The following is a 13,702-nucleotide window of genomic DNA, read 5'->3' as shown; positions in this document are numbered from 1 at the left end:
GTCGCCCGGGTCGCCCTCGCGGCCCGGGAGGACATGGCGCGGGTGCCCTTCGTCTCCGAGGCCCAACGCGAGGCACGCATGGCCGAGCTGGAACGGGACTCGCGGCGCGTCGAGTAGACCCTCAGCCGGGTATTCTCAGGCGCTCTGGGTCCGCGGCAGGCTCACCCGGAACGTCGTGCCCTGCCCGGGCGTGCTCTCCACGGAGATCTTCCCTCCATGCGCGGTGATGATGCTGTGGCAGACGGAGAGCCCGAGCCCCGTGCCGACCCCGACGGGCTTGGTGGTGAAGAACGGCTCGAAGATGTGCTCCAGATGCTCCGGCGGGATGCCGCTGCCCGTGTCGCTCACCTCCACGAGGAGGCGCCCCGGGTCCTCGCCCTGCCGGGTGGTGAGCCGGATTTCATGGCGCTCCGCCTGTCCCGGTGGAATGGCCTGCGCCGCGTTGATGAGCAGGTTGAGGAACACCTGGCACAAGCGGGCGCTGTTGCCGTCGATGGGTGGCACGTCTTCCCACGCTTCCACCAGCCGCGCCCGGTCACGGATCTCATGCGCCGCCATCTTCGCCGCGCTGCGGAGCACCTGGCCCAGGTCCACCGGGCGCTTCTCCATCGAGTCCGGGTGGGACAGCATCTTGAGATCCTGCACGATGGAGCGCACGCGCTCGGCGCCTTCCCGGGCCTCGGCGAGCGCGTCCTGGAGCTCCTGCCGCTCCTCCTTCGAGGCGGTGCCGCCGTCCAGCCGCGCCATCTCCTTCTGCACGTAGTTGAGGTTGCTGAGGATGAAGGCGAGCGGGTTGTTGATTTCATGGCCCACGCCCGCCGCCAGCCGGCCGATGGTGGCCAGCCGGTCGGAGAAGAGGAGCTGCTCCTGGGTGGTCTGGAGCTGACGCAGGCTGTCGACGAGTCGGGCATTGGCCTGCTCCAGCTCGCAGGTGCGCTGGCGCACGGTCTCCTCCAGCAGGGTGTTGTAGCGGCGCACCTCCCGCTCGGAGGCCTCGGCCTGCTCGCGCACCAGCCGCTGCTTCTCGAGCACCGTGTCCCGCAGCTCCGTGGCCATCCGGTTGAAGGCGCGCGCCTGCGTGCCGAACTCGTCGGCGCGTTCCGCGGACATCGCGTGCTCGAAGTCGCCCCGGCCGATGCGCTCGGCCGCCTTCAACATCTCCCGCATCGAGCGGTGCAGCGGCAGGAGGATGGACACCGCCAACGTCAGCATCAATCCGAGCGCCACCAGGGGCAGCACCACGCCCAGGAGCCTCTGGCGTTGGAAGGCGCTGAAGCGGATGCGCTTGTGCTCGGCCAGCTCGGCGCGCTCCGCCTCCCGCTCCTGCTTCAGCAGCGGCTCCACGTCGCGCTCGAAGGTAGCGAACGAGCCGTGCAACAGCCGTAGCTCCGCGCCCTCGCTGGTCCCGCTCGCGCTGGCCGTGGCCTGCTCCAGCCAGTGCCGGTAGGTCCGCTCCAGCCGGGCCAGCCGCTCCTCTTTTCCCGCGGTCCTCTCGCTCCCGGTCAGCTCCCGCTCCCGCGCGAGCAGCTCTCGCAGCCGCGAGAACGCCTCACCAGCGCGCCGCTCGTGCTCCTGGAGCACCGCCTGGGCGTCTCCACCCACCTCGTACGCGTGGATCAGCTCCCGCTGGAAGAGGACGGCCCCCTCGACGAGCTGGCCATAGCCCTCGGTCTTCTCCTGGGTGCCGAGCACCAGCTCCATGCTCAACCGCCCCCGGGTCGAGTGGTGGAACAGCGTCCCGCCAATCAACGCGACGAGTCCCACGGCCACCGCCGCGAACAGCACTACCTTGAAGCGGACCGTCATCGGATTTCATGCCCCTGTGATGAGGCACGAGCGTTTTCTCCAGCCGGGAACCCACCGACTTCGTACCTGCGTCCGTTATATTGGAAGGAGGGGAGCCCCGTGGAGCACCCCCCAGCGAACGTTGCCTCGCCTCCCCGGAGGGGGTTGTTCAAAGGCGGACGGAAAGGGTGTGCCCGTCGGCCCGTGGGGGAGGGGAGGGAGCGGGCGCCTCCTGCGGGGGAATGCCTCGAGTCTCACCTTCCCCCGGGAGGCGTCCGAGAGGGTCCGGCCGTCTCCGTTTCCTCACCGCAGCGAGGAGCCAGCCATGGCGCAGCGGATGGACGTTCGGGTCGGCATGGATGTGAAGAGCAAGGACGGGCACCGGTTGGGCAAGGTCATCGGCCTGGCGGTGGATGCCTTCGTCGTGGAGAAGGGCGTGTTCTACGCCAAGGACTACCGGGTCCCCTTCAGCGCGGTGGACACGATTGACGGGGATGACATCCGTCTCTTGCTGGACAAGGACCAGATCCGCAAGGCCAGTCTGAGTGAGGTGCTGGACGCGGCCGACAGGCTGGACCTCACACCGGACACGCTGACCGAGGCCCGCATGGACAGCGCCAAGTTCCAGGACCACGGGCAGTACGACCTGCGCTCCACGAGCGACAAGGACGTGGAGGCGGTGCGCCCGATCGGTTTCGATCCGAACGCGCCGAGCCACTCCTAGGCTATGCACGTCGTCCAGTTCCTCTTGCCGCTGCGTGACAACGAGCGGCGTCCCTTCGGCCGGGCGGACTTCGAGCAGGTCCGCACCGAGCTCACCGAGCGTTTCGGAGGCGTCACCGCCTTCCTGCAGTCCCCGGCCGTGGGGGCCTGGAAGGAGGAGGGCGAGACCGTGCGGGACGAGATGGTGCTCTTCGAGGTGATGGTCGACTCGCTCGACCGGGGGTGGTGGAGCGGCTATCGCGCGGAGTTGGAGCGCCGCTTCCGGCAGGAGCGCATCCTCGTGCGTGCGCTCGGGGCCGAAACGCTCTGAGCCGCATCACAAATGGCGGGGCTTTACTCTGTCTCTCCACCCGGGAAAGGAGGGATTGCCCTGCTGGTGCTTTCGACTCAACGCCTGCTGCTCCGCCCTTTCGCCCCCGAGGACGAGGACGCCCTCTTCGGCTTCTGGAACGACCCGCATGTCCGCCGCTACCTCTGGGATGAGCACCTCGTGTCGCGCGAGCAGGTCCAGGAGCAGATCGCCCTGAGCGAGCGGGACTTCCGGGAGCGGGGTTACGGCCAGTTCGTCCTCGCCCTCCAGGAGTGGCCGGGCGTGCTCATCGGCTTCTCCGGGCTGCGGCGCATCGATGGGACCCAGGAGGTGGAGCTCCTGTACGGCCTCTACCAGAGCTTCTGGAAGCGGGGGCTCGCCACCGAGGCCGCCCGGGCCGTGCTCCGCTTCGGCTTCGAGGAGGTGGGGCTGGAGGAGATCCTCGCGGGTGCCGACTTCGACAACACCGCGTCCATCCGGGTGATGGAGCGGCTGGGCATGTCGTACGTCGGCGAGCGTCGGGTCGGGCTCCAGGCCCTGCCGGCGAAGTACTACCGGCTCGGGCGGGAGGACTTCAGCGTCCCTTGAGGCTCGCGGTGCCGAGCTTCGTCTCGTTGCGCAGGCAGGCCTCCTGCGACTCGGAGACGCCGAGGTCCACCCGGCGCGACTGGTTGGCGCGCTTGAGGCTCTGCAACCGGAGCTCACAGTGGGAGGGGTCCGCGAAGCGGTCGTGGTGGAGGGCATAGAAGGTGTCGGGCTCGCGCGGCAGCACGCCCACCTGGTCGAGCAGGATGTCTCCGGCACCCGCGGTCCAGTCGAGGTCCGCGAGCAGCCGGGCCTTCAGCTTGCCGTCGAGGCTCCACACGCACACGTCCGTCTTCCCCTCGTTGCCGGTGCGCGCGTCCCCGTAGGTGATGAGCCGCTCTCCGGAGAAGCGCGCGTGGGTGCCCGACACGCACGGGAGCGCCGGCAGCGGCGTCTTGCGCTTGTCGGTGAGGTTCACGAGGCCGACGAACTTCTGGTAGCGGTCGTTCTTGCGCTCGTTCTGGGCGAAGAAGAGGACGGGCTTCCTCGGGTGGACGTCGAAGCCGAGCACGTGCTGGTAGAGCGCATGGCGCTTGCCGCCACGCGAGATGTCGAGCACGTAGGAGAAGTCACTCGCGCAGCCGAACGCGTAGTAGGTGAGGGAGAAGGGCGCCGGCAGCGTGCGCACCTGCGCGTTCTCCCGCTCCCAGCCGTTGATGTTCATCTGCTCGCCGGTGGAGAGCTCGTGGAGCTGCGCGGGCGTGCCGCCCGTGTCGACGCGCTTGGAGGGCGTCTCCCCCGGGATGAAGTTCTCCGGCTGGCACGGGGCCGGTTGGGCCGGCTTCGGCTGTGCGGCGGGAGGCCGGGACGCGACGGGCAGGAGCTCGGCCCAGGTGGCGTCCTTCGGCCGGGCGGCCGAGGCACGGGTGGCCAGCAGCAGCAGGCCCAAGGGCAGGGCGCTCCAGCGGCGCGGGCGAGGGGTCGCTCGGGTGGGAAGGGGCTTCGCTTTCATGGGGGCGACTGTAGCGCGGGGGCACTCGCCGGAAGCAGGGCCTGAGCAGGTGCCCCCGCGAGTCGCCGCCGAGCCCGCGCCGCCATGAAGGCCCTGCCACGCATGGGAGCCGGAGCCGAGGAGGGGACGTCCCCCTCCCCGTGGCCCATCAGCTCAGGCCGTGGCGAGCTTCGGGACGGCGGCCACTTCGGGCGTGGCGCTCACGGCCAGGTTGCCCGTCAGGTACTGGCCGGAGAAGCATGCCGTGCAGAAGGTGTTGCGCTCCCGGTCACCCACCGCGGTGCCCAGGCCCTCCAGCGTGATGTAGCCCAGCGAGTCCGCCGTCACGTAGCGGGCGATCTCCTCCACGGTGTGGCTGGAGGCGATGAGCTCGTGCCGGCTCGGCGTGTCGATGCCGTAGAAGCACGGCCACTGCGTGGGCGGCGAGGAGATGCGCAGGTGCACCTCCAGCGCTCCCGCGGCCTTGAGCATCTTCACGATTTTCCGGCTGGTGGTGCCGCGCACGAGGGAGTCGTCCACCACCACCACGCGCTTGCCCTTGAGCACCTGGCGCACCGCGGACAGCTTCAGCTTCACGCCGAAGTGGCGGATGGACTGCTGGGGCTCGATGAAGGTGCGGCCCACGTAGTGGCTGCGGATGAGGCCCACATCGTAGGGGATGCCGCTCTCCTGCGCGTAGCCGATGGCCGCGGGCACGCCCGAGTCCGGCACGGCGATGACCAGGTCCGCCCCGGGCGCCGGCTGCTCCTTGGCGAGCTGCCGGCCCATCTCCTTGCGCACCTCGTACACGCTCGAGCCGAACAGCACCGAGTCCGGCTTGGCGAAGTACACCTGCTCGAAGATGCACCGGCCCAGGCGCGTGGGCGGGAAGGGCTGGCTGGCGTGCAGGCCCGTCTCGTCGATGACCACCATCTCGCCGGCCTCGAGCTCGCGGAGGAACTCGGCCTCGATGAGATCCAACGCGGTCGTCTCGCTGGCCAGCACCCAGCCGTTCTTCAGCATGCCGAGCACCAGCGGGCGGAAGCCGTTCGGGTCGCGCACCGCCACCAGCTTGTCGCCGGTGAGGAAGAGGATGCTGTAGGCCCCCTTCACCTTGGAGAGCGCCTCGACGACCTTCTTCTCGAAGGTGGGCTGCTTGGAGCGGGCGATGAGGTGGATGACGACCTCGGTGTCCGAGTCCGACTGGAAGATGGCGCCGTCGGCCTCGAGCGCGGTGCGGAGCTCCTGCGCGTTGACGAGGTTGCCGTTGTGGGCGACCGCGAGCTGGCCCCCCACGTACTCCACGGTGAGGGGCTGGGCATTCTTGAGCTGGCTGACGCCCGCGGTCGAATAGCGCACGTGGCCAATGGCCGCGTTACCTGGAAGCTGCTCGAGCACCGGCGCGGTGAAGATGTCCGCGACGAGGCCCATCTCGCGGTGGGCGCGCAGACTCTGGCCATCCGAGGCGACGATGCCCGCCGACTCCTGCCCGCGATGCTGGAGGGCATGCAGGCCGAGGTACGTCAGGTTGGACGCTTCCGGGTGACCCACGATTCCGAAGATGCCACACATGAGCGTTGCCTTATCCCCTTCGGGTGCCGAACGGAACAGGAGAACGGCTGCCTTGCTCGGGGGTATTCCGGGGGCTCATCGAGAGCAGGGAGGGGGCAGGCGGTCAGTTCCCCGGAATTCCTCGGGGAAGGGTACGTTTCCTGTCCGCATGTCCTCCCGGTGGCGGCGAGTCCTGAGTACCCTGCTCCCCCTGACGCTCCTGACGTTGGGGTCGGCCTATGCGCTCGCCTCGTGGAACTGGTGTGGGCGGTGGAGCGAGCGGGCGCCGGTATTGCTCGGGCAGGTGCGCGCCCAGGGCCCCCTGCGGGCCGGAGCGGCGAGGGTACCCCTTCAGCCGCCCTACCCGGTGGTGGTGGCGGGCTACAAGCCTCCTCGCCCCGAGGCCAGCCAGGCGGACGTCACGCCCCAGGCCCGTGCGGTGGTGCTCGCCGCGGGCGAGGTGAAGGTGGGAGTCGTCTCGCTGGAGCTGCTGCTGGTGCCAGATGCGGTGGTGGCCGCGGTGCGCGAGCGTGCCGCCGACCTGGGGCTCCAGGGCGTGGCGGTGGTGGCCACGCACTCCCACTCCTCGTTGGGCGGGTATGACGCGCGACTGGTGTCGCAGCTCGCCGGCACCGGGCGCTACCGCAAGGCGGCCCAGGAGGCCGTGGTGGCCGGGGCGAGCGCCGCGCTCCACGAGGCGGCGGCCCGGCTCTCCGACGTCACGCTGGAGGTGGGCGAGGCCCAGGAGCCGGGGCTGGTGCGCTCGCGCTCGGGGGGCGAGGAGCCGGATGGGAGGCTCACCCGCGCCGTGCTGCGCGGTGCCGGGGGCCCCGTGGCCGAGCTGCTCGTCTTCGCCGCGCACCCCACGGTGGTTCCCCGCGAGCGTGCCTCGCTGGACCCGGACTGGCCGGGGCGCCTGAGCCAGCTTCGCGAGGAGCAGGGTGGGGTGACGCTGGTGCTGCAGGGCGCGGGGGGCAACGCCTCCATCTCCTTCGACGAGGGCGAGGGCGTGGAGAAGGCGCGGGCCTATGCGCGGACGCTGGCGGGGCTGGCCGAGCGGGCGGCGCCGGGGGCTGTCGGGGAGACGCGGCTGGCCTTCGCGCGGGCGGAGGTGGCGCTGCCGAGGCCGGACTCCTCGCGGTTGGTGCCGTCCTATTCGCGCGCGGCGGGGGACAACTTCCTGTGCACCTCGGCCTCGAAGGTGACGGAGGTGGGGGCGCTCACGTTGGGCCCGCTGGAGCTGCTGATGCTGCCGGGCGAGCCCACGGTGGGCGCGGGCTCGGTGCTGCTGCGGCGCACCGGGGCCACGGGGGTGCTGGGGCTGGCGGACGGCTATGTGGGCTATGTGGAAACGCCGGAGCGGGTGGAGGCCGGTGAGGGCGAAGCCCGTCGCCAGTACTTCGGCCCCGCGCTGCTGGAGCGCCTGGGCACGGGGGCCGAGCTGGCTGCCCAGGCGGCGGGCTTCACGCGCTGACGGCGTTTCTCAGAGCTTCTCGAACTTCGAGTCCTCTTCCCGCTTCTTGAAGAGCAGGGCGGTGCGGCCCAGGAGCTGGGCCAGCTCGGCGCCCGTGCCCTCGGCCAGCTTCTGCGCGGCCTCCTGGCGGTCCTCGGGACCCTCGTGGATCTTCACCTTGATGAGCTCATGGTCGTGCAGCGCCTGCGCGACGGCGGCGATGACGCCCTCGGTGACTCCCGACTGGCCCACGATGACCACCGGCTCCAGGTGGTGTCCCAGCGCGCGGAGCTGGCGGCGCTGCTTTCCGGTCAACGGCAAGATTCTTCTCCTCGTATGGGGAGGCCCACCTGGGCGCTCCCGCGCTGGCGCACCCTACTTCTTTTGCGCCGCCATGCGGATCTCCCGCTGCGCGTCGATGTGATTTGGCTGAAGCTCCACCGTCTTCTGGAAGTGCTTCAGCGCTCCGCTGTTGTCACCACACAGCTTGGCGATGACGCCCAGGAAGTAGTACGCCGAGGCGACCTTGTCGTTCTTCTTCAGACAGTGCTGGATGTCCTTGTAGGCCTCGGTGTAGCCCACCTTCTTGTCCTCGAAGGTGAAGAAGCGGGCGTAGCCGCGCCAGGCGTAGAACTCGGGCTCCTCGCCGTTGAGCTGGATGGCCTCGTCGAGCAGCTTCACCGCGTCGGCGAACTTCCTCGCCTTGATGTAGTGGCCGGACTTGCGGAAGAGATCCTCGCTCTTGAGGATGGCCTCCACGTCCACCTCCGACTCCTGGCTGCCGCCGCTCTTGAGATCCTCGATGTACGCGGCGCGGCTCTTGTCGTCCGAGAGCGTGCGGTAGGCATCTCCGATATAGCCGAAGATGTCCGCCTTGAGCTTCTCCAGCTCGGGAGGCGCGCCCGGCGGCAGGGTGTCCGGGTGGTACTGCTTGGCCAGCTTGAAGTAGGCGAGCTTCACTGCCGGGCCATTGGTGTCCGCGCCCAGGCCCAGGCGCTCGAAGTGATTCTGTTCCTTCAGCTTCGCGGCCAGCTCGCGGAGCGCGGGAATCTCGTCGGGGCCCGAGGCAGCGGGGGTCGCGGCAGGGGCGGCCGGTTTCGCGGCGGGGGCGGCCGCCGGAGCCGGAGCCGCGGGTTTGGTGACGGGGATGGCCGTCGCGGTAGTCGCCGGTTTCGCGGCAGGGGCGGCTGTTGGAGCCGGAGCCGCGGGTTTCGCGGTGGGAGCGGCCGCCGGAGCGGGAGCCGCGGGTTTGGCGACGGGGCTGGCCGTCGCGGTAGTCGCCGGTTTCGCGGCGGGGGCGGCCGCCGGAGCGGGAGCCGCGGGTTTGGCGACGGGGATGGCCGTCGCGGTAGTCGCCGGTTTCGCGGCGGGGGCGGCCGTCGGAGTCGGAGCCGCGGGTTTCACGGTGGGAGCGGCCGCCGGAGCGGGAGTCGTCGGTTTCGCGGCGGGGGCGGCCGCCGGAGCGGCGGCCTGCACGGTAGGCGTCTGGACGCTCGGTCGCGCGGGAGCGGCGGCGGCCTGCACGGTGGGAGTCTGGACGCTCGGTCGCGCGGGGGCGGCGGAGGGGGGCCCGGCGCGCACGGCGGCGAAGGACACCCCATCGAGCTCCTTGAGGAGGAACACGAGTCGCAGCAGGTGGTCGGCGTCCTGGGGGAGGTCCGTGAGGAGCTGGCCCATCGCGCGTGCCCCGTCGATGAGGGCGAGCACGCGCACCTCATGGGGCGTGAGGCGCAGGTCGCCGGTGGCCACGCGCCCGTTGGACTTCATCACCGGCAGGTTCAGCACCGGCTGCAGCCGGCGCCGGAGATCCGCGCTGGGGATGCGGCGCACGAGGTCGCTCAACACCGCCCACTTGTTGCCGAGCGGCATCGCCTTGGCGGGAGGCAGGTCCTTGGCCTCGAAGGTGAAGGAGCCGGACTCGGCGCGCAGGCCCTTGAGGAGGATGGCCTGGGCGCGGTGCGCGAGCTGGGTGAAGGCGGAGGCCGGCTGGAGGAGACCCAGTCCGAAGAGGGCGGCGAGCAGCTCCCCGCCGAAGCGGCCCCGAGCGGCCTCGGCCTGCTGGAGCTGCTCGGAGGTGAGGAGCTTCGCCTGGAGGAGCCAGGTGCCCAGCGCGTCCTCGGGGTGCGAGGAGTCGATGAACTCGGGATTGCCCTTGCGGAAGTGGATGCTGACGGTGCAGTCCGCGAGGGTGAGCGAGAGCAGCCCCGTGTGGTTGCCGGCGGCGAGGAGGCCGTAGAGGCGCACGGGCGAGTGCGTCTCGAGCTGTCCGCTCGCGGGGGGCACTTCGTTCGGGGCCACGGCCGGAGCGGGTGGGGTGCCCGCGCCGACGGACGGGGAGGTCGCGGAGGGCCGAGCGGGCGCACCGGGCGGAGCCGCGGGCGCGGTGGCCTGGGGAGCGGCGCCAGGCATGGGGGGCCGGGGGGCGGCACGAGGCGGGCCACCGGGAGGCGGGGCGCCGGGCCGCGAGGCCGCGACGGCACCGGGTCCGGCCATGGGCACACCCACGGGACCCTGCGGAGGCGCTCCCGAGGCCGTGCCCGGAGGGGGCCCGGGCGGAGCGGGCTTGGGCGCGGCGGGGGCGGGCGGGGCGGCCGGGCCTGGGGGCACGACGTCGCCCCACAGCTCGCGAGGGAAGGAATCGCGGAGGTGCGGGAAACGTCCGGGGAAGGCGAAGTTGATGCCGTCCTCCGAGACCTGGAGCCGACCCTGGATGGCCCCGTTATCGATGAGCAACTCGATGGTGGCCAGGGCCAGTGGGCCCCAGATGGTCCCCTGGTCGTTCCGCACGAAGTATTGCCGGACGTCTCCCTCCGCCATCTCCGATGTCGCTCCTTGGTGTACGCCGGTCACCCTACCCCTGTCGCGGGGCAGGGGAAAGCAAGCTACCGGGACTCGACCCTCAGGGCGAGCCCATCGACGCCAGTCCGATGAGGCTCAGACAGGCCGGGTCGGCGTCCTGGGCGCTCGGCGGGTCGAAGCAGTGGACTTCGGTGTCGAACACCTTGCACAGGCCATTGGGGGTGGCCGCGCAGGCCACCTTCGAGTAGGCCTTGGTGCAGCCGTAGCCGCACACCGGCTGGTTGTCGCTGAGCTGGCACTGCAGGGGCGGCAGCGACTTGCCCCAGGCACAGAAGGCCTGGGCGGGCGGGTCGAAGCAGGTCAGCCGGAGACCGTCGCTCTTGCAGACGCCCATGGGCGTCCTGCTGCAGGCCACCTTCCCGGCGCCGAGGGTGCACTTGTAGCCGCAGGAGATGTCATCGCCATTGCCGCGGCACTCGGCCTTGGGCGTTTCCCGGCCGTAGACGGCGTACACCTCGGGGGGCGGATCGAAGCAGACGAGCTCGTCGTTGCGGCCGGCGCACATGCCAGCCGGGGTGCGCGCGCACTTCACCTTGCCGAACTGGGTGGCGCACTGGTAGCCGCAGGCCACCTGCCCATCGAGCGTCTTGCACTCGGTGGGGGGCAGGGCGTCGCCGTAGATGCGGACGATGTGGGGCGGCGGATCGAAGCACACGGCCTGTCCGTCGATGACCTGACAGGAGCCCTGGGGCGTCTGGGCGCACCGCACGCGCTGGCCGTCCGACTTGCACTGGTAGCCGCAGGCCACGTGCCCGTCGATGGAGCGGCAGGTGGGCCCCTTGGGGTCCGCGGGCGCCGCCGACAGCAGCACGAGGGTCATCACGGAGACGAGGGGGGCGAACACGAGGGGACCTCCGCGAGGGGGACGCGAGCCCCGAATTGACGCCCAGAGTCGACGCGCGCGCAAGCTTTGGACGTGGTAGGTGGCCGCTCGTGGAAGTCACCCCCCTGGAAATCGTCCTGCTGTGTGTCGCGGCCCTCACGGCCGGTGTGGTGGATGCCATCGCCGGAGGGGGAGGGCTGCTGACGCTGCCTTCGCTGCTGGCCACCGGGCTGCCGCCGCACGTGGCGCTGGGCACGAACAAGGGCCAGTCGGTGTTTGGCGCCTTCGCGGCGCTGATTCGCTTCTCCCGGGCGGGGCTGTTGCGCCGGGAACTGGCGGTCGTCACCTTCCCCCTCGGGCTGGCGGGCTCGTTCCTCGGCGCGGGGCTGGTGCTGTTGATGCGCCCCGAGGTGCTCAAGCCCCTGGTGCTGACGCTGTTGGTGATCGTGGCGGTCTTCCTGGCCTTCCGCCGGGGGCCTCCGGCGGGGGAGCGGCCCGAGCCGCCGCGCAACCGCATGCTGGCGCTGGGGGCGGTCATCGCGCTCCTCATCGGCACCTATGACGGCTTCTTCGGGCCGGGAACGGGGACGTTCCTCATCATCGCCTTCTCGGGGTTGCTGGGGCACTCGATGACGCGGGCGTCGGCGGACGCCAAGGTGGTGAACTTCGCCTCCAACCTCGCGGCCGTGTCGCTCTTCGCGTACCGGGGCCTGGTGCTCTGGCACGTGGCCCTGCCCATGGCCGCGGCCCAGTTCACCGGCGGCTGGATTGGGGCGCACCTCGCCGTGCGCGGGGGCGACACGCTGGTGCGCAAGGTGGTGCTGCTGGTGGTGGTGGCGCTCGCCCTCAAGCTGGGCCGCGACGTGTTCGCCGGGTGAGCGCTCAGCCGATGAAGACGAGCAGGCCGTGGCCGCGCCTGGCCACGCCGGCCATGAACTTCTTCAGCTCCTCGAAGTAGGAGAGCAGCTCCTCCTTCGGATCCAGGTCATCGGGCGGCTCCTCCCAGATGCCGGGGTAGATGTCCTCGGCCTGCATCTTCGCCGGGTCGTAGCGCGACAGCAGCGTCTTCTCGGGCAGGGCGTCGAGCGACTTGGAGAGCGCCTTCACCTCGTCCGCGGTGAAGACGCGCGCGGTGCCCTCGTCCGAGGGGATGTCCCCCACGTCCTCGCCCCCGCGCACCAGGAAGTCCAGCGGCGGCTTGCCTTCCCAGGCCGAGCCCGTCAGCAGGTACTGCAGGCCGTGCCACGTCTCGCCGATGTCGAGGTCCAGGAAGCGCGCGCCCTGCGTGTCCCCGAAGTCCTCCTCGTCGTCGATGAACGCCTCGAGCTTGTCCGGGTGCTCGAGGAGCTTCTGGCGCTGGTTCTCCGTCAGGCTGCGCAGTGTGCCGAGCATTTCCATCCGTTCCTCGCTACAGCACCACGTTCTCGCGGTGCTCGCCGAAGACGTCGCGCATGGCGTCCGAAATCTCTCCCAGCGTCGCGTACGCCTTCACCGCGTCCAGGATGAGCGGGATGAGGTTCTCGTCCGGATTGGCCGCCGCCTTGCGCAGCGTGTCCACCGTGCGCTGGGCCGCGCCGTTGTCGCGCTCGGCCCGGAGCTTCTTCATCCGCTCCACCTGCGTGCGCTCCACCGCCTCGTCCACGCGCAGCAGCCCCGAGGGCGGCGGCTCCTTCACCTGGAACTGGTTGACGCCCACCACCACGGTGCGCTTGTCCTCGACGTCGCGCTGCGCCTGGTAGGCCGCGTCCTGGATCTCCCCCTGCGGGTAGCCCTTCGCGATGGCCTCCACCATGCCGCCCATCTCGTCGATGCGGCGGATGTAGTCCTCGGCCTTGGCCTCCAGCTCGTCCGTCAGCCGCTCCACCGCGTACGCGCCGCCCATCGGGTCGATGATGTCCGCCACGCCCGACTCGTAGGCGATGACCTGCTGGGTGCGCAGCGCCAGCCGCGCCGACTCCTCGGAGGGCAGGGCGAGCGCCTCGTCCCGGCTGTTGGTGTGCAGCGACTGGGCGCCGCCCATCACCGCCGCGAGCGCCTGAAGGGCCACGCGCACCACGTTGTTGTCCACCTGCTGCGCGGTGAGGGTGCTGCCCGCCGTCTGCGCGTGGAAGCGCAGCATCATCGAGCGCGGATCCTTCGCCTTGAAGCGCTCCTTCATGATGCGCGCCCACAACCGGCGCGCGGCGCGGAACTTCGCCACCTCTTCGAGGAAGTTGTTGTGGACGTTGAAGAAGAAGGAGAGGCGGCCGGCGAACTCATCCACCTCGAGGCCCGCCTTGAGCGCCGCGTCCACGTAGGCGATGCCGTCGGCGAGCGTGAAGGCGATCTCCTGGGCCGCGGTGCTGCCGGCCTCGCGGATGTGGTAGCCGCTGATGGAGATGGGGTTCCACTTCGGCACCCGCTTCGCGCAGAAGGCGAAGAGGTTGGTGATGAGCCGGAGCGAGGGCTGAGGCGGGTAGATGTACGTCCCGCGCGCCATGTACTCCTTGAGGATGTCGTTCTGCACGGTGCCGGAGAGCTGCTCCAGCGCCACGCCATTCTTTTCGCCCACCGCCGCGTAGAGGCACAGGAGGATGGGCGCGGTGGCGTTGATGGTCATCGAGGTGGAGACCTCGCCCAGGGGAATGCCCTGGAGGAGCGTCTCCATGTCCCGCAGCGAGGAGATGGAGACACCCACCTTGC

Annotated in this window: 13 protein-coding genes; 5 read left to right on the top strand and 8 right to left on the bottom strand. The window is 70.5% G+C overall.

Annotation, left to right across the window (positions count from 1 at the left end; translation table 11 throughout):
• Positions 1 to 135 precede the first annotated feature (135 nt).
• Positions 136 to 1,806, bottom strand: a complete 1,671-nt coding sequence (locus VF697_RS28285; protein ID WP_331099844.1) for a sensor histidine kinase — start codon at positions 1,804 to 1,806, stop codon at positions 136 to 138.
• Between the two features lie 304 nt (positions 1,807 to 2,110).
• On the opposite strand from VF697_RS28285, the gene VF697_RS28280 reads away from it, so the two are divergent.
• From VF697_RS28280 to VF697_RS28270, 3 genes are all read left to right on the top strand, one after another.
• Positions 2,111 to 2,509 carry a hypothetical protein gene (locus VF697_RS28280; protein WP_331099843.1) on the top strand — a complete coding sequence of 133 codons (399 nt, stop codon included), beginning with the start codon at positions 2,111 to 2,113 and terminating at the stop codon, positions 2,507 to 2,509.
• A gap of 3 nt (positions 2,510 to 2,512) precedes the next feature.
• Positions 2,513 to 2,818 (top strand): hypothetical protein, encoded by a 306-nt coding sequence (locus tag VF697_RS28275; protein ID WP_331099842.1) that lies wholly within the window; start codon positions 2,513 to 2,515, stop codon positions 2,816 to 2,818.
• Positions 2,819 to 2,884: 66 nt separating this feature from the next.
• A complete protein-coding gene (locus VF697_RS28270; protein WP_331099841.1) occupies positions 2,885 to 3,406 on the top strand; it encodes a GNAT family N-acetyltransferase in 522 nt (173 codons plus the stop codon).
• On the opposite strand, the gene VF697_RS28265 is transcribed toward VF697_RS28270, so the two are convergent.
• A complete protein-coding gene (locus VF697_RS28265) occupies positions 3,393 to 4,355 on the bottom strand; it encodes a hypothetical protein (protein ID WP_331099840.1) in 963 nt (320 codons plus the stop codon). The genes VF697_RS28270 and VF697_RS28265 overlap by 14 nt on opposite strands.
• A 153-nt stretch (positions 4,356 to 4,508) precedes the next feature.
• Complete coding sequence (purF, locus tag VF697_RS28260; protein WP_331099839.1) at positions 4,509 to 5,906, bottom strand: amidophosphoribosyltransferase; 1,398 nt, start codon at positions 5,904 to 5,906, stop codon at positions 4,509 to 4,511.
• A gap of 148 nt (positions 5,907 to 6,054) precedes the next feature.
• Between purF and VF697_RS28255 the strand changes: the two genes are divergently transcribed.
• Positions 6,055 to 7,359, top strand: coding sequence for a neutral/alkaline non-lysosomal ceramidase N-terminal domain-containing protein (locus tag VF697_RS28255; protein ID WP_331099838.1), 1,305 nt, complete (start codon positions 6,055 to 6,057; stop codon positions 7,357 to 7,359).
• Between the two features lie 9 nt (positions 7,360 to 7,368).
• Here the strand turns inward: VF697_RS28255 and yhbY are convergent, their stop codons facing one another.
• The 3 genes from yhbY to VF697_RS28240 all read right to left on the bottom strand — a co-directional run bounded on the left by yhbY (position 7,369) and on the right by VF697_RS28240 (position 11,041).
• A complete protein-coding gene (gene yhbY / locus VF697_RS28250; RefSeq protein ID WP_331099837.1) occupies positions 7,369 to 7,659 on the bottom strand; it encodes a ribosome assembly RNA-binding protein YhbY in 291 nt (96 codons plus the stop codon).
• A 54-nt stretch (positions 7,660 to 7,713) separates the two neighbouring features.
• On the bottom strand, positions 7,714 to 10,155 hold the full coding sequence (locus VF697_RS28245) for a J domain-containing protein (RefSeq protein WP_331099836.1): 2,442 nt from the start codon (positions 10,153 to 10,155) through the stop codon (positions 7,714 to 7,716).
• Between the two features lie 82 nt (positions 10,156 to 10,237).
• The gene (locus VF697_RS28240; RefSeq protein WP_331099835.1) at positions 10,238 to 11,041 is read right to left on the bottom strand and encodes a hypothetical protein; all 804 of its coding nucleotides are present in this window, start codon (positions 11,039 to 11,041) and stop codon (positions 10,238 to 10,240) included.
• A gap of 89 nt (positions 11,042 to 11,130) precedes the next feature.
• Between VF697_RS28240 and VF697_RS28235 the strand changes: the two genes are divergently transcribed.
• A complete protein-coding gene (locus tag VF697_RS28235) occupies positions 11,131 to 11,898 on the top strand; it encodes a TSUP family transporter (protein ID WP_331099834.1) in 768 nt (255 codons plus the stop codon).
• Positions 11,899 to 11,902: 4 nt separating this feature from the next.
• Here the strand turns inward: VF697_RS28235 and VF697_RS28230 are convergent, their stop codons facing one another.
• On the bottom strand, positions 11,903 to 12,418 hold the full coding sequence (locus tag VF697_RS28230) for a YfbM family protein (protein WP_331099833.1): 516 nt from the start codon (positions 12,416 to 12,418) through the stop codon (positions 11,903 to 11,905).
• Positions 12,419 to 12,428: 10 nt separating this feature from the next.
• On the bottom strand, positions 12,429 to 13,702 hold a 1,274-nt coding region (locus VF697_RS28225; protein ID WP_331099832.1), incomplete at its 5' end, for an acyl-CoA mutase large subunit family protein.

This window comes from Archangium sp. (assembly GCF_036388035.1).
Taxonomy (GTDB): Bacteria; Myxococcota; Myxococcia; order Myxococcales; family Myxococcaceae; genus Archangium.
The sequence above is the reverse complement of the archived record's forward strand: the minus strand, read 5'-3'. Positions and strand labels throughout refer to the sequence as shown.